Raw genomic sequence first — 22,146 nt, 5'->3', positions numbered from 1 at the left:
TTCGTTGCCGAAGATGTTGCCGCCCATCACGGCCGGGTCGTTGTTGCAGGCGGCCAGGCTGATCACGATCGGCTGATGCGCGGGCACCCAGGTGTCGCCGATGAGCTGCGGCTGACGCGGGTAGGACATGCAGAAGTTCGCCAGCGGCGGATCACGGAACAGCACATGGGTCAGCGCGTCACGGGTCGAGACCTCGCCCGCGACGACCCGGCCCCCGAAATCCGGGCGGGTCATCATCAGCGACACCGTGTTGACGATCAGATTGGTCAACGGCTCACTCGCCGCCGCATACAGGGTGAACAGCTGGTGGACCAGTTCCGCATCGTCCAGACCAGCAGGATGGGCGAGCAGCCAGGACGTGATGTCCTCCCCCGGCCGGGCGCGTTTACGGGCGACGAGTTCCGCCAACGCCCCCACCGCCAGCCGGTTCCCCTCGACCGCGTCGGCGGTGGTGTCGAACATCAGCGCCATACCGGCGGCGGCCTGCTCGCTGATCTCGGGATCGCACCCGATCAGTTCGCCGATCACCTCGAAGACCAGCGGGCGCGCGTAGTCGCCGAGCAGATCGGCCCGGCCGGCGGCGCTGAACCCGTTGATCAACCGCACGGCGCTGCGCTCGACCACATCGTGCAGCGCGGTCAGATCCACGCGCCCCAGGGCGTCCACGTTGGCCGCGCGATACCGCGCATGTTCGGTCCCACTGCTGCGCAGGGCATTCGGACGCTTCTGCATCATCGGCAGAACGGGGCAGCCCTGGGGAACATCACGCTGCCAGGAACTGGGATCGGCGGGGAAGTGCTCGGAATCGTTGAGGATTTTCAGCGCAGTCCAGTAGCCGATCACCAACGTCGCCGGAACCCCCGGAGCCAGCCAGACCGGCACCAGCGATCCGAACCGTGCACGCATCCGGGCGTATGCGGTGTGCGGGTCGGACGCGAACTGCTCGGTGTAGAGCGGGACACGCGATGCGTTGTCGGCATCCGGTGGTGAGCCAGGACCGACAGGGCATTTGCTGGGAGTAGCGCGATCGAGGTGCCTGGTGGACGAGTAGGCGGTCGGCGGATTTTCGCCGAGTTGGATGGTCGCGCGGTCGACCTGCCCGACACACACCCGGGCATCAGTCCGACCGCCGAGGTCGGACCAATACACCTTTGCATCACGGTAATTGTTGGGCTGCAACGGGATCGGCACGACGTGCTTCCGGGTACCGGCAATAAACGGCACGAGCACGCCAAACGCTGCCAGCGGAAGGACCGCCAGGAACAGACATATTTCGTACACAGGCATCTCAGATCCTCTGGACACGAGAGAGTTGGGAAGTACGCTGCGAATTTCTGCGCGACAAATAGCCCCGATAACGCACGGAGCACAGGCGCGGTGTTGAAGTCGGTGAGCACGGCTCGATCAACGCGGCCGGTGGCCGGTATCCGTGGGCCGAATCATTACAAGGCCGACGTGGCGGGGGCTGGTTTGGTCGAGGCCGACTGGTGTATCAGCAGCCGACCGAGACGTTCACTTCGAGGTGATCGATGTCGGCGGTACCCGGAATCGGTAGCACCACCGGCGACTGCCGAAGTAGCCGACGGAGAGGGCGCCAGGACTGGGCAACTTCATTGACAGGCTGATCAAGATGCGGAAACTATTCACTGAGGCCCTCTTTGACGACCTTTCCAACAACGAGACCCCTGGCTTCGACGTGCAGTTGCTCGACAGGACCAGTACCAGGCCCGCACGAGCGAGATCGGTGACGCCTTGGTCGAAGGGCGGAAACCCGACGCGGAATAGGTCACGGTGACAGGGCATCCGCATCGGTCAGTGATCGCCGGCTGACGCGAGGTCAGAACCGCAGTTCTCGAATCGTGTTCAGGTCGATCCCGTGGCGAGCGTAGATCTTGATCGTGTTCTCACCGGTGAGATCGGCTTCGTGGTAGCCGAGAAGTTCGGCGACACGGATCACCTCGGCCTTGGTGGGGGCCTCGATCTCGAGGTAGGGCGGGATGCGGGGCCAGGTGTCGAGTTCGAGTTCCGCGCCGTCGAGGGTGAAGCTGACTCGCTTGGTCTCCTGGTAGGACTTCGCCGAGAAGCCGAGCATCACCAGCAGGGCGTTGGTGGTGGCGAAGTCGTCGACGGTCACTTCGACCTCGTGGGTGCCATCGATGGCGTCGCTGGTGATCTCTTTGACGGCAAGGGTGGTGCGGTTCCCGTCGTCGCGGAGTCTGATCCATTTCCCCTGGACGCCAGGAGTGATGTCGTAGACGTGGCGGCGCATCAACCGTTCCCCGAGTTTGCGGCCCCCCTTGTCCAGGATGCGGCGTTCGATGGTTGCGGGGTCGACGTCGAGGACTTTCGCTTCGTGCTCGATCGGCACGGGTGCTCCTTGTGGATTGACGTTGGCGTGAGGCTGTCCGACGCGGCAGGTCGTGAGCCGGGCGTGTTCGTGTTCTCGCAGTGCGAGGACTTCGGCGCGTAGGGGGCTGGTCAGGAACTCGTCCAAGGGTAGGCACAGGTCCATGCGCTGGATGCAGACACCGACTTGCCAGGTGCCGGTTCTGTCGTAGTAGAGGCGGACCCCGTAGAACCCTTCCTCGCAGTCGGTTCGGTTGTTGAACCGGCATCCAGCGCAGGTGTGCGGCAATCGGACGGGACGGATGTGTTTGAAGAAGATGCGCCGTCCGTCGGGCAACCGGTAGGCGGTGCGGGAGTTGGAGCCTCCGGCAGTGATGTAGTGCGCTTCGGCGACGGCTTCCCGGTCAGCGAGGATGCGTTCGATCGCCTGACGGGAAGTGTCACCGCGGTCGAGCGACATGAGCAGCCGCACTGTCAGATTCGGCGAGAACTCATCGAGCAGCCGGTGTACTCGTGGGGCATGCGTGTAGTCGGGAACAACGATGTTGGCACTGGCCTTGACGCCGTGTGTCTCGCAGGCGGAGATCGACCGTGTGAGTGCATCGATCTTGCGCTGGGCCAGGGATGGATTCCGAAAGCGGGTGTGCTGAACTTCAGCGAGTTCGGATGCGGTGGTGCCGAAGATGGAGAAGTTCACCCGGTCCAGCCCTACGGCAGCGCAATCGGGGATGACGCGTTCGCCGCGTTCACCGTTGGAAGTCATGCCGACGCGGAACCCCGCATCCACGGCGATCTTCGTCAGGGTGGCGACGGCTGGGTGCAAGGTCGGCTCGCCGCCGGTCAGGTGCAACTCTGTGAGTTCGAGGGCCGCCCCCAGTGTGGTGAGTGCGTGGGCGAAATTGTCGGTGACAGGGACCGGCGCGGGCAGGAATGCCGCGCCGTTGGTGAGGGCGTAGATCGACATGCGTCCGCTGGGACCGGTCACGAGGAAGTCACCGGCCCCACGGTCGCGGTTGTCGGCGGCGACGGGTGTCCCCTCGTTGTGACAGAAGGTGCAGGTCAGGCCACATGCGTCATGGATCTTGACGCGCAGAGTGGTGTCTTTGTCGACGTGGACAGGGATTTCCGCACGGGACATCGCCGTGCTCCCTTCGTTGAGTTTGTCAATGGTGCCGGTAGGGGTCCGGAGGGGCGGTGACCTTCGGCTCACTACTCGTCGTGGGCGGTCAGTTGGTGGCGTGGCCGGCGTGTGCCCGGTCCAGTTCGGCGCGGATTTTGCGCCCCGAAGCAATCGAGCATCATCACGGCGCCGATCGACCGACGCGATCTGTGATCCGGCCGATGCCGGGATCCACAACGGCATCCAGTCCGCACACCAGCTGGTGGAACTCACGCCAGGATTTCGGTGAATCACGAGCCACCACAGCCAGATTCGACGGCTCCACCGCCCCGCGATGTGATGGTCACCGGGGCCGGGCGATGACCCAACCCGCCCCCGGGACGGCTTGTCGGCCCGGGAACGAACAGCGGATGCGACTCTCCAAGACTTCGGCGCGCCGCAGCTGTCCCGCATGCGTTCCTCCTTATAGCCGGCGTATCAGTGGGTTTCGTGGACAGGTCGGCTTGGTCGTTCAACTTCGGCCGGGTCTGCGCCATATCGCTGACAACCTTGTCGCCTCGCGCGGTATCACCGCGCCGCCAGGCGTGTCTTATCTGCACGCTTGGAGGTCCGATCTGGTGTCTTCTATGGCTCATCACAGATACAATCGGCCGAAAAGGGCACATGATGACGAGGGGTACGACATGGGGACAGTGCTCAAGGCTCTACTTCAGCAGCAACACCTTCAGACAGTTTCCGCATTCAATCGTGAATATGACACGATAGCAACGAAGATCGACCCCGAGTCCGTTGGAGACGGACCGAAGAAAGCGCAGTTCTATCGCTGGCTTTCAGGAAATATTTCCACTATTCCACACCCGCATCATTGTCGAATACTTCAGAATATGTTTCCCGGATGGACGGTTGCGGAACTTTTTTCGACTTACAAGGAGGGCATGGACTTATCGGATCGAAGACGGGCCGTCGTGCGACCGACCGAAGTGCGCGCCGACGCAATGTCGGATATCGAACGGGTATTCGCCAGACGAGGCGACTTCTTGAGAGTTTCCCCTCCGCAGAAGATGTTTCAGGACGCCAGAACGATCGATCTGGTAGGACTGTCTCTGAATATCCTGTGCCAGCAGTGTTCGGATAGCGAAGTGCTGCAAATGATGCAGGGAGGGACAAAGATCCGATGCCTGTTCCTCGACCCGGAGGGATTGCACATCGCCGAGCGGGAACGAGAGGAAGGCCATGCACGTGGAGCGCTGGTCAACCTGACGAAGCTGAACATCCGTATGCTGCAACGGGTCCGGTCGAACTGGACAGAGGAGATGTGCGGACGGATCGAAATCCGCGTCTACGACGCACCGGTCCGGTTCAACATTTGTATAGTGAACTCAGAAGACTGCATAATGCAGCCGTACTTGCCATTCGACCGCGGACTGGAGTCGCCGACGTTCGTGTCGAAGCGAAGTGAACGCGAAGGCACCTTTCAGACCTTCGCCACAGTATTTGAAGAAATGTGGACCAAGGGAACGGAGCCCGTGGGTGAATACTACTAGGGAATCACTGCTCGAATCGGCACGTCGTGCGGTGAAGAGCGGAGTTTCCATAGTCGATTCGACCGACGTCGGGTCGGTAACGGCGAAAGGGGACCGAGATTTCGTAACCGATATCGACATCAGAGTGCAAGAACATATCCGACGGTTGCTGAGTGTCGAAACTCCACACATTGCATTTCTCGGCGAAGAGGGCAGCCAAACCTGTCGAGACCATGACTCGTTCTGGGCACTCGATCCCATAGACGGCACTTCGAACTTCATTCACGGCATCCCGCTCTTCGGGATATCACTCGCACTGTTCGAAGGCAACGAGCCGACCATTGGCGTCATCGCAATGCCCGCATTACGCATCGAGTACTACGCAGCAATCGGAATGGGCGCATTCAGAAACGGTGATCTGATGCGAGTAGGTAATGCGTCAAAACTTTCCGCGTCGATAATTTCCATGGGAGACTATGCGGTCGGGAACGCGGCTGTGGAGCGAAACCGCCCGAGACTATCACTGACCGGGCTGCTGGCTTCCCGGGCGGAGCGGATCAGGATGTTCGGGTCCGCCGCCTTCGATCTTGCCTGCGTAGCCGATGGCAGCACTGACGGGTGCGTGATTTTGTCGAACAATCCTTGGGATATCGCTGCGGGCACGGTCATCGTGCGTGAGAGTGGTGGATCTGTGTATGACTCGGACGGGAGTACGCATGACATCCGTTCACGACACACCATTGCCGGAAACGGGGTGACGGCAAAGGAACTCGTGGCGTTGGTGCAGAAAGCACACTCCGAGTCGACAGTCCACTGAGGGGCCGGAGACTTCTCGGACAGCGAAAGCGCTTCGGCGGCCCGGTATGACGGCCTGGAGGCGGCCTGAGATGCGTACCGGGACCGGCCGAAGCGCCTCGACTTCGGGGAAATCAGCCCTTGAGCAGGGCGCGGGACATGACGACCCGCTGGATCTGGTTGGTGCCCTCGTAGATCTGGGTGATCTTGGCGTCGCGCATCATGCGCTCGACCGGGAAGTCGGTGGTGTAGCCGGCGCCGCCGAAGAGCTGGACGGCGTTGGTGGTGACTTCCATGGCCACATCGGAGGCGAAGCACTTGGCGGCGGCGGAGATGAAGCCGAGGTTCTTCTCGCCGCGCTCGGCGCGAGCGGCCGAGGTGTAGACCATGAGGCGGGCGGCCTCGATCTTCATCGCCATGTCGGCGAGCATGAACTGGGTGTTCTGGAAGTCGGCGATCGGCTTGCCGAACTGCTTGCGGTCCTTGGTGTAGGCGATCGCGGCGTCCAGGGCGCCCTGGGCCAGGCCCACGGCCTGCGCGCCGATGGTGGGGCGGGTGTGGTCGAGGGTCTGCAGGGCGGTCTTGAAGCCGGTGCCGGGCTCGCCGATGATGCGGTCGCCGGGGATGCGGCAGTTCTCGAAGTACAGTTCGGCCGTCGGCGAGCCCTTGATGCCGAGCTTGTGCTCGAGCGGGCCGACCACGAAGCCCTCGTCGTCCTTGTGCACCATGAACGCGGAGATGCCGTTGGCGCCCTTCTCGGCGTCGGTCACGGCCATCACGGTGTACCAGCTGGACTTGCCGCCGTTGGTGATCCAGCACTTGGAGCCGTTGAGGATCCAGTCGTCGCCCTCCTGGCGGGCGCGGGTGCGCATGCTCGCGGCATCGGAGCCGGCCTCGCGCTCGGACAGCGCGTAGGAGGCCATCTCGCCGTTGACGATGTCGGGCAGCACCTTCTGCTTCAGCTCGTCGGAGCCGTTGAGGATCAGGCCCATGGTGCCGAGCTTGTTGACCGCGGGGATCAGCGAGGAGGAGCCACAGACGCGGGCGACCTCTTCGATCACGATGCAGGTGGCCACCGAGTCGGCGCCCTGGCCGCCGAAGGCGTCGGGCACGTGCACGGCGTTGAAGCCCGCGGCGTTGAGCGCGGTCAGCGCCTCCTCGGGGAAGCGGGCCTCACCGTCGACGGCCTTCGCGTGCGGGGCGATCTCCTTCTCCGCCAGGGCGCGGATGGCAGAACGCAGCTCGTCGTGGAAGTCCTCGAGCTTGAACAGATCGAAATCGGGGTTTCCCGCCATTGGGCACGCTCCTGGGTATCGGGGTATACGCGATCGGCACTCGGTGCCATCCTACCGCTAAGCCCGACCCCGACCAAGGGCGGCACTTGGGGATACGTAATGGCACTGGGTGTCATCGGTGGTGGTCACCGATTCACAGCGTACCCAGTTTGCGGGTGAGCAGATCGGCAACGCGGCGGGTCGGCATATCCCGGGGGAACACCGCGACGACCAGTTCGTCGGCGGAATGATCACGTTCGTGCCCGCGCGGGATCGCGGCCAACTCCTGACGCAGATCTGCGGCACCCGCGTCGGACTCCCCGCGCACCATGCGGCGCAGCAGGTAGTTGTGGGTGGCCGTCACGGCGGCGGTGAACTGCACGCGCGCGAGGTCGGGCGAGTCGGGCAGACGATCGCGCAGGTAGTCGGTGAACAGCCGCTCGTAGCGGAACACCGTGACGATCTCGCGCTCCCGCAGCGCGGGCACCCGCCGGACCACCCGGTACCGGCGCGCGGCGATATCGCGCCACTGGGTGAATCGCTCGAAGACCTGCACCACGGCCTCGCACACGGCATCCCACGGATCGCCCTGCGCCGCGTCGAGAAAGGCCGAGGCCGCGGCGAGCTGCGCCTCGTGATCGGCGAAGATCACGTCCTCTTTGGAGCGGAACTGCCGGAAGAACGTGCGCCGCGAGATGCCCGCGGCCTCCGCGATCTCGTCGACCGTGGTGGCCTCGTAGCCCTTGTCCGCGAACAGGCGCAACGCCTCGTCCACCACGGTCAGCCGGAACCTCGCCGGATCCACCCCCGTCACCCCGGGCCGCACCCGGGCACTCTCCGCACTCGCCACCGAACCACCGTATCGGCTCACGCGCGCGGCGGGCCGCACGGAAAATCCCGACCTGCCGGTAGCTCGGCCCCGCTCAGCCGAGCAGCTTCTCGCGCAGGGCGCGATCCTTGTCGAGGACCATGCTCTCCAGGTTCGCCTGGAACCGCTCCATCCGGGCGCGCAGCGCGGGATCGGCGGCGGCCAGGATGCGCACGGCGAGCAGGCCCGCGTTGCGCGCGCCACCGATGGACACGGTCGCGACGGGGACGCCCGCGGGCATCTGCACGATGGACAGCAGCGAATCCATGCCGTCGAGGTACTTCAGCGGCACGGGCACGCCGATGACCGGCAGCGGCGTCGCGGAGGCGACCATGCCGGGCAGGTGGGCCGCGCCGCCCGCGCCCGCGATGATGACCTGCACGCCACGTCCGGCGGCCTGCCGGGCGTAGTCGAGCATGCGCTGCGGGGTGCGGTGGGCGGAGACGACGCCGACCTCGAAGCGGACGCCGAACTCGGCCAGCGCCTCGGCGGCGGCCTCCATGGTCGGCCAGTCCGAGTCGCTGCCCATGATCAGCCCGACCGCGGGGCCGGTATTGCCGTTCTCACTCATGCGGATCCCATCCGTCGGTCCAAACGCCGTGCGACATCCAGTGCGCCGCACGCTCTGCCTTCTCGCGCACCTCGGCGACATCCTCACCGAGCACGTTGATGTGCCCGATCTTGCGGTCGGGGCGCTCGCTCTTGCCGTAGAGGTGCACCTTGGCCTCGGGCATCCGGGCGAACAGGTGGTGCAGGCGCTCGTCCATCGACATCGCGGGCGCTTCCGGGGCGCCGAGGATGTTGGCCATCACGGTGACCGGGGCCAGCGGGCTGGTGTCGCCGAGCGGGTAGTCCAGGACCGCGCGCAGGTGCTGCTCGAACTGGCCGGTGCGAGCGCCGTCCATGCCCCAGTGACCGGAGTTGTGCGGGCGCATGGCCAGCTCGTTGACCAGCAGCTCGCCGTCGTGGGTCTCGAACAGCTCGACGGCCATCACGCCGACCACGCCGAGCTCGCGGGCCAGGTTCAGCGCCATGGTCTCGGCGCGCGCGCCGAGTTCGTCGGACAGCTCGGGGGCGGGCGCGAGGACCACGGCGCACTGGCCGTTGCGCTGCACAGTCTCCACCACCGGCCAGGTCGCGGCCTGACCGAACGGCGAGCGGGCCACCATCGCCGACAGCTCGCGGCGCAGATCGACCTTGGCCTCGGCGAGCAGCCGGACGCCGCGGTCGAGCTGCTCGGTGACCAGCCGCTCGGCTTCGGCGGCATCGGCGGGCATCCATACGCCGCGGCCGTCGTAGCCGCCGCGCACCGCCTTGAGGACGAACGGCCAGCCGTGCTCGTCGCCGAAGGCGATCGCGTCGGCCGGGGCGGTCACGGCGGTGAACGCGGGGACGGGCAGGCCCAGCTCGCTCAGCCGCACGCGCATGTCCAGCTTGTCCTGGGCATAACGCAGGGCCGACGGCGGCGGCGCGACGGTCACGCCCTCGGCGACCAGCGCCTCCAGATGCTCGGTGGGCACGTGCTCGTGATCGAAGGTCAGCGCGTGCGAACCGACGGCGGCCTTGCGCAGCGCGGCCAGGTCGGTATGCGAGCCGAGCACGACATCGGGGCTGACCTGCGCGGCGGGATCGTCGGCTCGCTCGGCCAGCACCCGCAGCCGCTGACCTAGGGCGATCGCGGCCTGATGCGTCATCCGTGCCAGCTGACCGCCACCGATCATGGTGACGGTGGGCATGGCGGAGGGGTCGAAACTACGGGTGCTCACGTCGGGCAATCTTGTCATGTCGGGTCCGCGCGACCCCTACCGGTACACTTCCCCCCCGTGTCCATCGTCGACGACGCGGTCAGCGTCCTCCCCCGGCCCGTGCGGGAGATGGCCTACCGCCACCACGAACTGATCAAGTTCGCCATCGTCGGGGCCACCACCTTCATCATCGACAGCGGCATCTTCTACCTGCTGAAGTGGACTGTGCTGGCGCAGAATCCGGTCACCGCCAAGATCATCTCCGGCGTCATCGCCGTCATCGCCTCCTATGTGCTCAACCGTGAGTGGTCGTTCAAGCACCGCGGCGGGCGCGAGCGCAACCACGAGGCGCTGCTGTTCTTCGCCGTCAGCGGTGTGGGCGTGGTATTGAGCAACATCCCGCTGTGGATCTCGAGCTATGTGTTCGATCTGCGTCAGCCCTCGGTCAGCTTCCTGGTCGAGAACGTGGCCGACTTCGTCAGCGCGTTCGTGATCGGCAATCTGCTGCAGATGGCCTTCCGATTCTGGGCGATGCGGCGGTGGGTGTTCCCCGACCAGGTGGGCGATCTCGAAGCCGAACTGGAAGAACTCATCGAGGAAGAGCGGCTCGACCGCAACTGAGCGGGTTTCAGCGCGGTTCGGGAGCGACGGAGACCGGTTTCCCGGTCGCCGAGGAGCCGAGGAACACCCGGAACATGGCCGGACGGCGCTGCTGGAGTTCCAGACGGCCGCCGTCCGCCTCGATCAGCGCCCTGGCCAGCGCCAGCCCCACCCCCGTGGAGCCGCCCGCGGAGAATCCGCGATCGAAGATGTGCGGGGCGAGCTCGTCGCGCACGCCCTCGCCCTCGTCGCCGACCTCCACGCAGACCAGCGGTTCGCGGGCGAAGCCGGGACGCACCGCGCGCACCGATACCGTGCAGACCCCGCCGCCGTGGATGAGCGCGTTGTCGACCAGCACGATGACCGCCTCGCGCAGCCGCGAAGGGGTGATCCTGGCGCGCAGCGACTCGTCGCCCGCGAGCACCAGCCGACGGCCCGCCTCGTCGAACGGTGGCTTCCACTCCTCGATCACCGCGCGCAATTCCTCCATCACCGGGATGGGGTCGCGGTCGGCGGCGTCCTCGTCACGGGAGGCGCGCACCAGGTCGTCGATGGCCTCCGTCAGACGGTCGACCTGGGCCATCGCCTCCTCGGCCTCGTGCACGACCTCCGGGTCGTAGTGCGCGGACAGTTCGTCCAGGCGCAATCGCACCGCGGTCAGCCGGCTGCGCAGCTGGTGGGAGACGTCGGCGACGAGCGCGTGCTCGCGTTGCAGGCGGCCGGCGATCTCGACGGTGGCGGAGTCCAGCACGTCGGAGACCCGGTCCAGCTCGGCGATGCCGTGCCTGCGCGGATCGGGGCGGAAATCGCCCATCGCCAGCCGCGCGGCCCTGGCCGCCACATCGCGCAGCGGATCGGCGACGCGGCGAGCGGTCACCACGGCGACGGTCGCCGCGGCCGCGATCGAGGCCAGTACCGCCAGCGCCACCACCGCCGCCGCCTGGCGCTGCATCTTCTTCATCGGCGCGGCGGGCACCTCCAGCCGGAGCGAGCCGGATGTGCCCATCGCCAGCGACTCCACCAGCGGGTCGTCGACGGCGGCCACGCCGATATCGGCGCGCGCGGCATTGTCGGCGGGGGCCGGGTAGACGATGGTGAGCCGCCCGTCCACCGGCACGAGCGCGCGCACCGCCCGCAGATCCAGCCCGTCGTCGACCCGGCCGTCGTGCCCCTCCTGCAGCATGACCTCGTTCGCGACGCGGTCGAGGCGATCACGCAGGTCGCTGCGGGTGATGTCCTCCACCCACAGCCAGGCCAGATAGATCAGCGGCACGCCGAACACGACCGTGGTGACGGTCAGCACGGCCAGCATCGAGCGCAGAATACGGCGGCGCACGTCAGTCCGTGTTCAGCCGGAAGCCGACACCGCGCACGGTGACGATGCGCCGCTCGGCCATCGGCCCCTCGTCGCCGATCTTGCGGCGCAGCCAGGACATGTGCATGTCGAGAGTCTTGGAGCCGCGCAGCTCGGCATCACCCCAGACCTCACGCAGGATCGTCTCCCGCGGCACGACCTGTCCCGCCCGGTCGATCAGCACCTTGAGCAGTTCGTATTCCTTGTTGGCCAGACCGACCTCGGCGCCGTTGACCAGTACCCGGCGCGCGGCGGGCTCGAGGCGGATGCCGCCGACCTCGACGGCTTCGTCGCCGATCCCGCTGCGCCGCAGAAGCGCCCGCACCCGCGCGAGCAGTTCGGCCAGCCGGAACGGTTTTCCCACATAGTCGTCGGCGCCCGCGTCCAAGCCGACCACGAAATCCACCTCGTCGGTGCGAGCGGTGAGCATCAGCACCGCGAGGTCGGCGCCGCGCGCCCTGACCTGGCGGCACACCTCCAGCCCGTCCATGCCGGGCAAGCCGAGATCGAGGATGAGCAGATCGTGGTGGCCCTCCAGCGCGCGGCTGAGCACGGCGGGGCCGAAACTCTCGACGGTGACGGAATACCCCTCGCGCCCCAGCGCCCGCGAAAGCGGCGCAGCGATGGCCTCGTCGTCTTCGGCCAGCAGTACCGCGGTCATGGGACCAGATTACGGATCGGTGATCGGCGGGTGTGCAATCCTCGTCCGGCTCGGCGATCGGCCGGCTCAACGATCGGCGGATGCCTCGAACACCTGGTGGTAGAGCAGCGAGTGCACGCCCTGCACATCGGGGATGTCGTCGTACTCGAGCGGCTCCTCCGAGGAGGAGCCGATGATCAGGGTGCCGGTGCCCAGTATCCGGTCGAAGATGCCGTGGCGGAACTGCACACTCGAGATCCGGCTCATCGGGATATCGATGCCGGTGTGGGTGAGCACGCCCTCGCGGACCAGCACCCGGCGGTCGGTGACGATGAAATGCGTCGACTTCCAGGCCAGGACCGGAGCCAGCACCCGCCAGAGCACGACGAGCACCCAGATCACGGGCACCGCGATCAGCAGCGCCGTGCGCAGCGTGCCCTCGGTGGTGCGGTAGGCCAGTCCGCCGCCGAAGCCTGCCAGCGCTGTGATGACGATGAGCGTCACGACCGGCCAGAACAGCATCTTCCAATGCGGATGGCGGTGGAGTATCAGCTGCTCGTCGGGCGCGAGCACATCCTCCGGGTAACCCATGTCCGAAACGCTACCCGCGCCGAGGCCGCCCGCCGGGGATCTCGCGTCGTGGCGGGCACCGCATTTCGGAGTTCCTAGACGCGGTACTGGCCGCGCAGGTGGGTGACATCGCCCGCCGAGACCGCCTCGTCGCCGACCAGCAATCGTCCCGCGTCGTCGATGCCGGTGGCGGTTCCGGTGAGCGTGCGGCCGCCCGGCAGCTCGGCCCGCACCTCGGTGCCGATGGTGGCGCAGCGCGCACGGTAGGCGCCGACGAGTCCCGCGGTGTCCCAGGCGGCCTCGCGCCAGGCGGTGAACCGCCGGTCGAACTCGGTGAGGATCGACGCAACCAGCTCGGTGCGGTCCAGCTCCGCCGCGCCTGCCAGCTCGAGCGAGATGGCATGCGACACAGGCAGTTCGGCCTCGCCCAGGGTGACATTGACGCCGATGCCGATCACCACGGCCGGTGCGGGACCACCCGCGGCGACCTCGGCCAGAATGCCTGCCACCTTGCGGCCGCCGATGAGGACGTCGTTGGGCCACTTCAGATCAGCGGGCACCCGCGCGGTGGCGCGCAGGGCATCGACCACGGCGATCCCGGTCAGCAGGGGCAGCCAGCCGAGCACGGCCGGATCGATTCCGGGCAGGCGCACCAGCATCGACAGGGCGATCTGCGCGCGCGGCGGGCTCGCCCAGGCACGCGCGTGCCTGCCCCGGCCCGACTCCTGCGCCTCGGCGAGCAGCACCGATCCGTCGGCGCCCGGCTCGCGGGAACGCGCGATGAGGTCGGCGTTGGTGGATCCGGTGGACTCGACCACGTCCACCCGGGAGAACGACAGTCCGGCGGAGGCGACGACCGCGCGCAACCGGCCGACATCCAACGGCGTCCTGCGCTGCGCGGTATCCGGTGAGGGGCTCTGCACGCCGCGAGGCTACCCGCCCGCCGGAGCGCCCGTTCTGCCAGGGCAGAGGGGCCGGAAAGGACCCGGAAACCGGGTCCGGGCAGGGTTCGACCTGGGCTTTTCTACTCGCGGGTAGGCACCGCGCCGTTACGGACCGTTCCTGTCACTGGTTACACTCCGAACCCATGACGAGTGTCCAGCAGCAGCCCGCCTCTGGTTCGGCGGACTCCCCCGATATCCACACCACCGCCGGGAAGCTGGCTGACCTGCGGAATCGGCTGGAAGAGGCCAAGCACCCGATGGGTGAGGCCGTGGTCGACAAGGTGCACGCCAAGGGCAAGATGACCGCCCGCGAGCGCATCCTCGCGCTGCTCGACGAGGGTTCCTTCGTCGAGCTCGACGCGCTGGCCCGGCACCGCAGCGTCAACTTCGGCCTGGAGAACAACCGCCCGCTCGGCGACGGCGTCGTGACCGGTTACGGCACCATCGACGGCCGCGACGTGTGCATCTTCAGCCAGGACGTCACCGTCTTCGGCGGCAGCCTCGGCGAGGTCTACGGCGAGAAGATCGTCAAGGTCATGGACCTGGCGCTCAAGACCGGCCGCCCGCTGATCGGCATCAACGAGGGCGCGGGCGCTCGCATCCAGGAGGGCGTGGTCTCCCTCGGCCTCTACGGCGAGATCTTCCACCGCAACATCCAGGCCTCCGGCGTGATCCCGCAGATCTCGCTGATCATGGGCCCGGCCGCCGGTGGTCACGTCTACTCCCCCGCGCTCACCGACTTCGTGGTCATGGTCGACCAGACCAGCCAGATGTTCGTCACCGGCCCCGACGTCATCAAGACCGTCACCGGCGAGGAAGTCACCATGGAGGAGCTGGGCGGCGCCCACACCCACATGGTGAAGTCGGGCGTGGCCCACTACGTCGCCTCCGGCGAGCAGGACGCCCTGGACTACGTCAAGGACCTGCTGTCCTACCTGCCCAGCAACAACCAGGCCGAGGCACCGCGCTTCCCCGCGACGGACCCGATCAACGGCGCCATCGAGGACTCGCTCACCCCCGAGGACCTCGAGCTGGACACCCTCATCCCGGATTCGCCGAACCAGCCCTACGACATGCACGAGGTCATCCGCCGTCTGCTCGACGACGACGAATTCCTCGAGGTGCAGGCCGAGCGCGCCGCGAACATCATCGTCGGCTTCGGCCGCATCGACGGCCGCAGCGTCGGCATCGTGGCCAACCAGCCCACCCAGTTCGCCGGCTGCCTGGACATCGACGCCTCGGAGAAGGCCGCGCGGTTCGTGCGTACCTGTGACGCGTTCAACATCCCGATCGTCACCCTGGTCGACGTGCCCGGCTTCCTGCCCGGCACCGGACAGGAGTACAACGGCATCATCCGGCGTGGCGCCAAGCTGCTCTACGCCTACGGCGAGGCCACTGTGGGGAAGATCACGATCATCACCAGGAAGGCCTACGGCGGCGCCTACGACGTCATGGGTTCCAAGCACATGGGCGCCGATGTGAACCTCGCCTGGCCGACCGCGCAGATCGCCGTGATGGGCGCTTCCGGCGCCGTCGGATTCGTCTACCGCAAGCAGTTGCAGCAGGCCGCGAAAGACGGCAGCGACGTCGATGCGCTGCGGCTCGAGCTCCAGAACGAGTACGAGGACACCCTCGTGAATCCGTACGTCGCCGCCGAGCGCGGATACGTCGACGCGGTCATCCCGCCGTCGCACACCCGCGGTCAGATCGTCTCGGCGCTGCGACTGCTCGAGCGCAAGATGGTCACCCTGCCGCCGAAGAAACACGGCAACATCCCGCTCTGAATAAGCGATACCCTCGATAGGCCGCGCACACTGGAAAGCCGAGAGGCCCGCCGATCCTGTAGTCCCCCGGGGTCCGCGGGCCGAAGGCCTGGAAAGCCGGGAGGCGTTACGTGCCTGTCGAGGGAAAACGCCTGATCGAGTTAGAGAGAGGATCTGGCACTGTGACGACCGTGGCAGAAGAAGATGTGTTGACCGCCGCCGAGCTCGATTTGGCCGTCGAAACCGCCGCCGAGGAGACCGAGGTCGCCGTGGGCACGGCCGCGACCGCCGAGCCGAATGCGGCACCGTTCCTGCAGATTCTGCGCGGATCGCCCACCGACGCCGAGATCGCCGCCCTGGTGTGCGTGTTCGCCGCCGCCGCGGGCGGCTCGCCGGACGCCGATTCCGGTAAGCCGCGCGAACTGTGGGGCAGGCCGACCCAGATGCACCGTGGCGCTTCGCCGTTCTCGCCGTACTCGTTCCCCGCACTCTCGCGCCTGCGCTGAGCAACGGCGGGACATGACGTCGCAGCACATGACCTCGAGGCGGGAAACCCGATGCCGACGCTGATTCTCGCGTCCGCCTCGCCCGCGCGCAGACAGGTGCTGCGCAAAGCCGGCATCGACCCGGTGGTTCGGGTATCCGACGTCGACGAGGACGCGGTGGCCGCGGCACTGCCCGCGGACACCGCGCCCGAGACGGTGGTCACCGAACTCGCGCGCGCCAAGGCCGCGAATATCGCCGCCTCCACCGATATCGCCGAATACCGCGACGACTGCGTGATCGTCGGCTGCGATTCCATGCTTCTGATCGACGGCGCCCTGCAGGGCAAGCCGCACGACCCGGACGTGGCGCGGGCGCGCTGGGCCGAGATGGCCGGGCGCAGCGCCGATCTCGTCACCGGGCACTGTGTATTGCGATTGCGCGCGGGCGAGATCGTCGGCGAGGCCGTCGACTGCAGCACCACCACTGTGCATTTCGCCAAGCCCGAACCCGAGGAACTCGAGGCCTATCTGGCCACCGGCGAACCTCTTCAGGTCGCCGGCGCGTTCACCCTCGACGGGATGGGCGGATGGTTCATCGACCGCATCGAGGGCGATCCGTCCAGCGTGATCGGCATCGGCCTACCACTGCTGCGCCGACTGCTTCGCGACGTCGGCACCGGAGTTACGCAGTTGTGGAGCGACCCGGCCGGCTGACGGGGTCGTGAGGGCGGGCTCGCCCTGGCCCTGGGGGCCTGTCGGCACTGCGCCGGGGCGCGCCGGCCTGCGGGCCATCTCCAGTCTGGTCAGGCACAGCTCCGGTTCCACGAACGGATTGAGCCGCACGCTCACCGCGCCGCGTTCGCCGCTGCGGTCGAGCACTTCCTCGATCAATCCACGGTGCACCGAGCACACCACATCGGAGTGGGTGCGCGCGAGGTCGCGCAGCGGGCAGCCGGTCATCCGGATCACCACGTGTTCACCGTCGTCGGATGCGGTGTCGCGCTCGGGGGCGAAGCCCAGTTCCGAGAGCAGACCGATGGTGATGTCCTTGGCATCGGACAAGCTCTCCACCCGCCGTTCGTCGGCGTCGAGCCTGGCGCCCCAGGCCCGGCCCGCGGCCAGACCGGCCTCCGAGCGGGAACGCGACTCCGGGCCCAATTGATCGGCGAGGACCTGGGCCAGTTCCTGGTAGCCCAGCGACCGCTGCACGGCGCGGTACCCGATCCGCGGACGGCCGCGCCCGCGCGGGGGCTGCTGGAATTGCCGGACCAAGGACTCCTTGGTGAGCACATCGAGGTGGAATCGCACGGTGGTGACGTGTTGTCCGGTGATTCTGGCCAGTTCCTGGGCATCGAGGGGCTCGCTCGCGCCGCGCAGGATCGCGAGCAGTCGCCGCCGCGGCCACGAATCGGACATAGACCACCCCTCCTCTGGAGCCTGACTTTATCGGATGCGGGTTCGATCTAATCGGCCATTGCGTTAATCGGTCGCCACGGCGATTCATTGCCTGAAACGAGTTCCCGTAACACCCCACCTCTACCATCGCTGCCAGAGAAGGACCGTTCGACCACCCTCCCGATCGGCCCTCAGGATCACCGTCCAACACGTGCGAAGGAAACCCGACCGTGCCCGTTGCCCCGGACCCCTACGCCCCTTTCGGCGCCTACGCACATCCTCGCCGCCTGGTCTCCACGGAGTGGCTCTCGGCGAACATCGGCGCGCCGGGACTGGTGATCGTGGAGTCCAACGAGGACGCCCAGCTCTACGACATCGGTCACGTGCCCGGAGCGATCAAGATCGACGGGCATCGCGACCTCGAGGACAAGGCGATGCGCGACTACATCGACGGCGCCCGGTTCACCGAGCTCATGCGGGCCAAGGGCATCGGCCGTGCGGACACCGTGGTGATCTACGGCGACCGCGGCAACGCGCAGGCCGCGCGAACGCTCTGGCTGTTCACCCTGTTCGGGCACGAGGACGTGCGCCTGCTCGACGGCGGGCGGGAGGCATGGATCTCCGAGAGCCGCGACACCACCTTCGAGCCGCCCTACCCGCGCGCGGCCGAGGCCTATCCCGCGGTGCGCCGCCATGACGGCATCGCACGCGCCTTCCGCGAGGACGTGCTGGCCGAGCTGGGCTCCGCCGCACTGCTCGACGTGCGTTCGGCGCGCGAGTATTCCGGGGAGCTGACCCACGATCCGCTCGATCCGGTCGGCGCCGCGCTGCGCGGTGGGCACATTCCCACCGCTGTCAACATCGAGTGGACCGAGGCCTTCGGCGCGGACGGGCGGTTCCGCTCGCGCACCGAATTGGACGCCCGCTACGGGGACCTGGCCGGCGCCGACGACCTCGTGGTCTACAGCCGCGTCGGCGAGCGGTCCAGCCTCACCTGGTTCGTGCTCACCTATCTGCTCGGCCACCAGGGCGTGCGCAACTACGACGGCTCGTGGACCGAGTGGGGGAACTCGGTGCGGCTGCCCATCGTCCAGGGCGACGAGCCGGGCGAGGCCCCGGCGCGGGTGGGACGGCGCACACGGGTCCGCTGAGGGCCCGCATAAACTGAAGTCGGATGCCACCACAAAGGACGCCGGACACACCGCCCACGCAGTGTGATGCGACACCTACTGTTCAGTAGGGCTATCCGAGTTCGGCGGCAGTTGGCAGACTGCCTACACTCGGCCAGACGTACATTTGTCGGCACGGGCTGAGCTCGTGTGGTGTTCCGACCCCCAACCGGGAACGGGCCGCGCGGCCACCGTCCCGCGAAGCGACCAGAAGAATGCAAACCAGGAGGCTCAGTGCCCAGCCATGCCAGCGCGCGGATCACGAAGGTACTCGTAGCTAACCGAGGCGAGATCGCCGTCCGCGTGATCCGGGCGGCGAAGGACTCCGGCATCGCCAGTGTCGCGGTGTACGCGGAGCCCGACGCCGACGCACCCTTCGTGAAACTCGCCGACGAAGCCTTCGCGCTGGGCGGCCAGACCTCGGCCGAGTCGTACCTCGTGTTCGACAAGATCCTCGACGCCGCGGCCAAGTCCGGCGCCGACGCGATCCACCCCGGCTACGGGTTCCTGTCCGAGAACGCCGACTTCGCGCAGGCCGTGATCGACGCGGGCCTGATCTGGATCGGCCCCTCGCCGCAGTCCATCCGCGACCTCGGCGACAAGGTCACCGCCCGCCACATCGCCGAACGCGCCAAGGCGCCGATGGCCGCGGGCACCAAGGACCCGGTGAAGAACGCCGACGAGGTCGTGGAGTTCGCCAAGCAGTACGGCGTGCCGGTCGCCATCAAGGCGGCTTTCGGTGGCGGCGGTCGCGGCATGAAGGTCGCGCACACCATCGAAGAGATCCCCGAACTGTTCGAGTCGGCCACCCGTGAGGCGATCGCGGCGTTCGGTCGCGGCGAGTGCTTCGTGGAGCAGTACCTGGACAAGGCCCGCCACGTCGAGGCCCAGGTCATCGCCGACCAGCACGGCAACGTCGTGGTCGCGGGCACCCGCGACTGCTCGCTGCAGCGCCGCTTCCAGAAGCTCGTCGAGGAGGCGCCCGCGCCGTTCCTGTCCGACGAGGTCCGTGCCAAGATCCACGAGTCCGCCAAGCGCATCTGCCGCGAGGCCGGCTACTACGGCGCGGGCACCGTGGAGTACCTGGTGCAGGGCGAGACCGTGTCCTTCCTCGAGGTGAACACCCGCCTGCAGGTCGAGCACCCGGTCACCGAGGAGACCGCGGGCATCGACCTGGTGCGCGCGCAGTTCCGCATCGCCAACGGCGAGGAACTGGAGATCACCGAGGATCCGACCCCGCGCGGCCACGCCTTCGAGTTCCGCATCAACGGTGAGGACGCCGGCCGCGGCTTCCTGCCCGCTCCCGGCCCGGTCTCGGTCTACCGCGAGCCCACCGGCCCCGGCGTGCGCGTCGACTCCGGCGTGGTCGAGGGCAGCGTCATCGGTGGCCAGTTCGACTCGATGCTGGCCAAGCTGATCGTCACCGGTGAGAACCGCACCCAGGCGCTCGAGCGCGCCCGTCGCGCGCTGGCCGAGTTCCAGGTCGAGGGCCTGGCCACGGTCATCCCGTTCCACCGCGCGATCGTCGAGGACCCCGCCTTCATCGGCGACGGCGAGAAGTTCGACGTCTACACCAAGTGGATCGAAACCGAGTGGAACAACACCATCGAGCCGTACACCGGCGGCGGCGTCGCCGCTGACGAGGACGAAGAGGGTCCGCGTCAGAAGGTGGTCGTCGAGGTCGGCGGTCGCCGCGTCGAGGTCTCGCTGCCCGGCAACTTCACCATCGGCGGCGGCAACGGCGGCGGCGGCGCGATCCGCAAGAAGCCGAAGGCGCGCAAGCGTGGCGGCGGCGCGGCCGGCGCTGCCTCGGGTGACGCCGTGACCGCCCCGATGCAGGGCACGGTCGTGAAGGTCGCCGTCGAGGAAGGCCAGTCCGTCGAGGCGGGCGACCTGATCGCGGTGCTCGAGGCCATGAAGATGGAGAACCCGGTCAACGCGCACAAGGCCGGTGTGGTCACCGGCCTGTCGGTGGAGGCGGGCGCCGCCATCACCCAGGGCACTGTGCTGGCCGAGATCAAGTAAGCCGGCCGAGATCACCCGAGGGCGGGAACGGACCACGGTCCGTTCCCGCCCTCGGCGTATGGTGTCCGGGTGTCCAGCTCTCCCGTGGCCGACATCATCCGCGGCCGTAAAGCGACCGGTTCCCGGGCCGACGGCCATCGCCTGTTCCTCGTCGTCGAAGGCGGCGGCAGCCGGGGCGTGTATTCCAGCGGCATGGTCCAGGCGATGGAAGAGCTCGGCCTGTCCGGGGTCTTCGACGCGATCTACGGCACCTCGGCCGGCGCGATCAACGGCGCCTGGCTGCTGTCCGGACGAGCCGTTCCCGGTATGCGATCGTGGTCGAATCCGGAGATCATGAATGCCGTGATCAACCCGGCGCGGCTGTTTCGCGGCGGCGCCGCTTTCGACGTGCGTTACCTGGTCCATCGCGTCTACGACGGTGTCGAGCCGATGGATTTCGACGCGATCCTCGAGCACTCGACCACGCTGCACCCCATCGCCACGGACGGGCGAACCGGCAACCCGGTGGATCTGCGCCCCTACATCCACGACAAGCGCAGTCTGATGCGCGCACTGCGGGCCAGCGCCAATCTGCCGATTCTGGCGGGCGGCCCGCTGGTACTCGACGGCGTGCCCTACTTCGACGGCGGAATCGCCGAGTCGATCCCGATCCGCTCGGCCGCACGCGCCGGCGGCACCCACTTCCTGGTACTGCGCACCCGCCGCGCCGACGAGCGGCGCGCGCCCAATTCCCGGGTGCAACAGATCGTGGGCGGCAACTACCTGCGGTTCGTGGCGCCGGGCGCCTACCGCGCCTTCCTCGCCCGGCCCGCCCAGGAGGAGGCCGAGAACCACGCCTTCGCCGAACTCGGTGACGCGGTCATGCAGATCCATCCGCCGGCCGGTTCACCCACCGTGGATTCCACCGCGCGCGACACCGTCCTGCTCGCCCGCGCGCTGGAGATCGGCCGCCGTGCCGTCTACTCGGTCTTCGGCCCGCAGGACGCGCAGACGCCGCCACAGCGCCAGGAACCGGTCGTCTAGTACAGCGCGCCCCTAGTACAGCGCGACCGAGACGCCGTCCGACAGCACGAAGTCGTGCAGTTCCAGGTGCGCTGCCGAGGCGGTGTCGGGTACGTCGAACACCAGCACGGCGGTGCCCTCCGCGCCGGGTGTCAGCTCGAAGGTGTGGCCCTGGTGGTGCTGCACCGCCTGCCAGGCTGTCGCGGTCGCGTCGTGCTCGACGGTCGTGCCGTCGGTGAGCACCAGCTTCTGCCCGAACGGCAGGAACCATTTCGTCTCGCCGGAATGGTTGAGCACGGCCAGCGTGACGATCAGGAACGACCCCCGCGCGTTCTGGAATCCGACCCGTTCGCCGGAGTCCAGGCCCACGACCCGGAATTCGAACTTCCCGTCCCGCACCGGTGTGCCCGCGGGCGCTACCCCGCCCCGGCCGGGTTCGGGCTCCTCCACCGCGGCGGGCGGCGGCGTGCCCTGCTCGGACGAGCCCTCCGACGAACTGGTCGCCAGCATCGCCAGGCAGCCGACACC

General features: G+C 67.5%; 20 protein-coding genes and 1 pseudogene. 9 read left to right on the top strand and 12 right to left on the bottom strand.

Annotation, left to right across the window (positions count from 1 at the left end):
• Nucleotides 1-906, bottom strand: a 906-nt coding sequence (locus ON26_RS04680) for a cytochrome P450 family protein (protein ID WP_174375362.1), incomplete at its 3' end; no start/stop codon positions are given.
• Between the two features lie 931 nt (nt 907-1,837).
• The gene (locus ON26_RS34135; RefSeq protein ID WP_218000543.1) at nt 1,838-3,709 is read right to left on the bottom strand and encodes a radical SAM protein; all 1,872 of its coding nucleotides are present in this window, start codon (nt 3,707-3,709) and stop codon (nt 1,838-1,840) included.
• A gap of 440 nt (nt 3,710-4,149) precedes the next feature.
• Here ON26_RS34135 and ON26_RS04670 point away from each other — a divergent pair, with 440 nt between their 5' ends.
• Together ON26_RS04670 and ON26_RS32060 are read left to right on the top strand one after the other, a co-directional pair.
• A complete protein-coding gene (locus tag ON26_RS04670; RefSeq protein WP_040794728.1) occupies nt 4,150-5,010 on the top strand; it encodes a DUF5919 domain-containing protein in 861 nt (286 codons plus the stop codon).
• Nucleotides 4,997-5,806: an inositol monophosphatase family protein gene (locus tag ON26_RS32060; protein WP_218000542.1), complete on the top strand. Its 810-nt coding sequence runs from the start codon at nt 4,997-4,999 to the stop codon at nt 5,804-5,806. The genes ON26_RS04670 and ON26_RS32060 overlap by 14 nt, the downstream gene beginning before the upstream one ends.
• Before the next feature lie 112 nt (nt 5,807-5,918).
• Here ON26_RS32060 and ON26_RS04665 read toward each other — a convergent pair whose 3' ends face one another.
• From ON26_RS04665 to ON26_RS04650, 4 genes are all read right to left on the bottom strand, one after another.
• Nucleotides 5,919-7,079: an acyl-CoA dehydrogenase gene (locus ON26_RS04665; protein WP_040794727.1), complete on the bottom strand. Its 1,161-nt coding sequence runs from the start codon at nt 7,077-7,079 to the stop codon at nt 5,919-5,921.
• 133 nt (nt 7,080-7,212) lie between these two features.
• Complete coding sequence (locus ON26_RS04660; RefSeq protein WP_083883729.1) at nt 7,213-7,908, bottom strand: TetR/AcrR family transcriptional regulator; 696 nt, start codon at nt 7,906-7,908, stop codon at nt 7,213-7,215.
• 73 nt (nt 7,909-7,981) lie between these two features.
• Complete coding sequence (gene purE, locus ON26_RS04655; protein ID WP_040794725.1) at nt 7,982-8,497, bottom strand: 5-(carboxyamino)imidazole ribonucleotide mutase; 516 nt, start codon at nt 8,495-8,497, stop codon at nt 7,982-7,984.
• Nucleotides 8,490-9,662 carry a 5-(carboxyamino)imidazole ribonucleotide synthase gene (locus ON26_RS04650; protein WP_157171785.1) on the bottom strand — a complete coding sequence of 391 codons (1,173 nt, stop codon included), beginning with the start codon at nt 9,660-9,662 and terminating at the stop codon, nt 8,490-8,492. The genes purE and ON26_RS04650 overlap by 8 nt, the downstream gene beginning before the upstream one ends.
• A gap of 138 nt (nt 9,663-9,800) precedes the next feature.
• Here ON26_RS04650 and ON26_RS04645 point away from each other — a divergent pair.
• Nucleotides 9,801-10,235, top strand: a pseudogene (locus tag ON26_RS04645) (GtrA family protein); the annotation flags it as partial.
• A 64-nt stretch (nt 10,236-10,299) separates the two neighbouring features.
• Here the strand turns inward: ON26_RS04645 and ON26_RS04640 are convergent.
• The 4 genes from ON26_RS04640 to ON26_RS04625 all read right to left on the bottom strand — a co-directional run bounded on the left by ON26_RS04640 (nt 10,300) and on the right by ON26_RS04625 (nt 13,758).
• On the bottom strand, nt 10,300-11,607 hold the full coding sequence (locus tag ON26_RS04640) for a sensor histidine kinase (RefSeq protein ID WP_040794722.1): 1,308 nt from the start codon (nt 11,605-11,607) through the stop codon (nt 10,300-10,302).
• 1 nt (nt 11,608) lies between these two features.
• Nucleotides 11,609-12,286, bottom strand: coding sequence for a response regulator transcription factor (locus ON26_RS04635; protein WP_040794721.1), 678 nt, complete (start codon nt 12,284-12,286; stop codon nt 11,609-11,611).
• Nucleotides 12,287-12,352: 66 nt separating this feature from the next.
• Nucleotides 12,353-12,856, bottom strand: a complete 504-nt coding sequence (locus tag ON26_RS04630) for a PH domain-containing protein (protein ID WP_040794720.1) — start codon at nt 12,854-12,856, stop codon at nt 12,353-12,355.
• Nucleotides 12,857-12,930: 74 nt separating this feature from the next.
• Complete coding sequence (locus ON26_RS04625; protein ID WP_040794719.1) at nt 12,931-13,758, bottom strand: biotin--[acetyl-CoA-carboxylase] ligase; 828 nt, start codon at nt 13,756-13,758, stop codon at nt 12,931-12,933.
• A 164-nt stretch (nt 13,759-13,922) separates the two neighbouring features.
• Here ON26_RS04625 and ON26_RS04620 point away from each other — a divergent pair, with 164 nt between their 5' ends.
• The 3 genes from ON26_RS04620 to ON26_RS04610 all read left to right on the top strand — a co-directional run bounded on the left by ON26_RS04620 (nt 13,923) and on the right by ON26_RS04610 (nt 16,741).
• Entirely contained in the window at nt 13,923-15,563 is a 1,641-nt protein-coding gene (locus tag ON26_RS04620; RefSeq protein WP_040794718.1) for an acyl-CoA carboxylase subunit beta, read from the top strand.
• A 161-nt stretch (nt 15,564-15,724) separates the two neighbouring features.
• On the top strand, nt 15,725-16,048 hold the full coding sequence (locus ON26_RS04615; RefSeq protein ID WP_040794717.1) for an acyl-CoA carboxylase subunit epsilon: 324 nt from the start codon (nt 15,725-15,727) through the stop codon (nt 16,046-16,048).
• A gap of 51 nt (nt 16,049-16,099) precedes the next feature.
• A complete protein-coding gene (locus tag ON26_RS04610) occupies nt 16,100-16,741 on the top strand; it encodes a Maf family protein (protein ID WP_040794716.1) in 642 nt (213 codons plus the stop codon).
• Here ON26_RS04610 and ON26_RS04605 read toward each other — a convergent pair.
• Nucleotides 16,667-17,443, bottom strand: a complete 777-nt coding sequence (locus tag ON26_RS04605; protein WP_040794715.1) for a helix-turn-helix transcriptional regulator — start codon at nt 17,441-17,443, stop codon at nt 16,667-16,669. The two genes, ON26_RS04610 and ON26_RS04605, sit on opposite strands and share 75 nt — an antisense overlap.
• Before the next feature lie 209 nt (nt 17,444-17,652).
• Here ON26_RS04605 and ON26_RS04600 point away from each other — a divergent pair, with 209 nt between their 5' ends.
• The 3 genes from ON26_RS04600 (at nt 17,653) to ON26_RS04590 (ending at nt 21,639) form a co-directional block, all read left to right on the top strand.
• Nucleotides 17,653-18,573, top strand: a complete 921-nt coding sequence (locus ON26_RS04600) for a sulfurtransferase (protein ID WP_040794714.1) — start codon at nt 17,653-17,655, stop codon at nt 18,571-18,573.
• A gap of 252 nt (nt 18,574-18,825) precedes the next feature.
• Nucleotides 18,826-20,616, top strand: a complete 1,791-nt coding sequence (locus ON26_RS04595; RefSeq protein WP_040794713.1) for an acetyl/propionyl/methylcrotonyl-CoA carboxylase subunit alpha — start codon at nt 18,826-18,828, stop codon at nt 20,614-20,616.
• 69 nt (nt 20,617-20,685) lie between these two features.
• Nucleotides 20,686-21,639 carry a patatin-like phospholipase family protein gene (locus tag ON26_RS04590; protein WP_245545723.1) on the top strand — a complete coding sequence of 318 codons (954 nt, stop codon included), beginning with the start codon at nt 20,686-20,688 and terminating at the stop codon, nt 21,637-21,639.
• Nucleotides 21,640-21,651: 12 nt separating this feature from the next.
• Here ON26_RS04590 and ON26_RS04585 read toward each other — a convergent pair.
• Nucleotides 21,652-22,146, bottom strand: a 495-nt coding sequence (locus tag ON26_RS04585) for a DUF4352 domain-containing protein (protein ID WP_157171784.1), incomplete at its 5' end; no start/stop codon positions are given.

This window comes from Nocardia higoensis NBRC 100133, assembly GCF_000308595.1.
GTDB classification, from domain to species: domain Bacteria; phylum Actinomycetota; class Actinomycetes; order Mycobacteriales; family Mycobacteriaceae; genus Nocardia; species Nocardia higoensis.
Note: the sequence above shows the minus strand (reverse complement) of the source record. Positions and strands in the feature narration are given on the sequence as shown.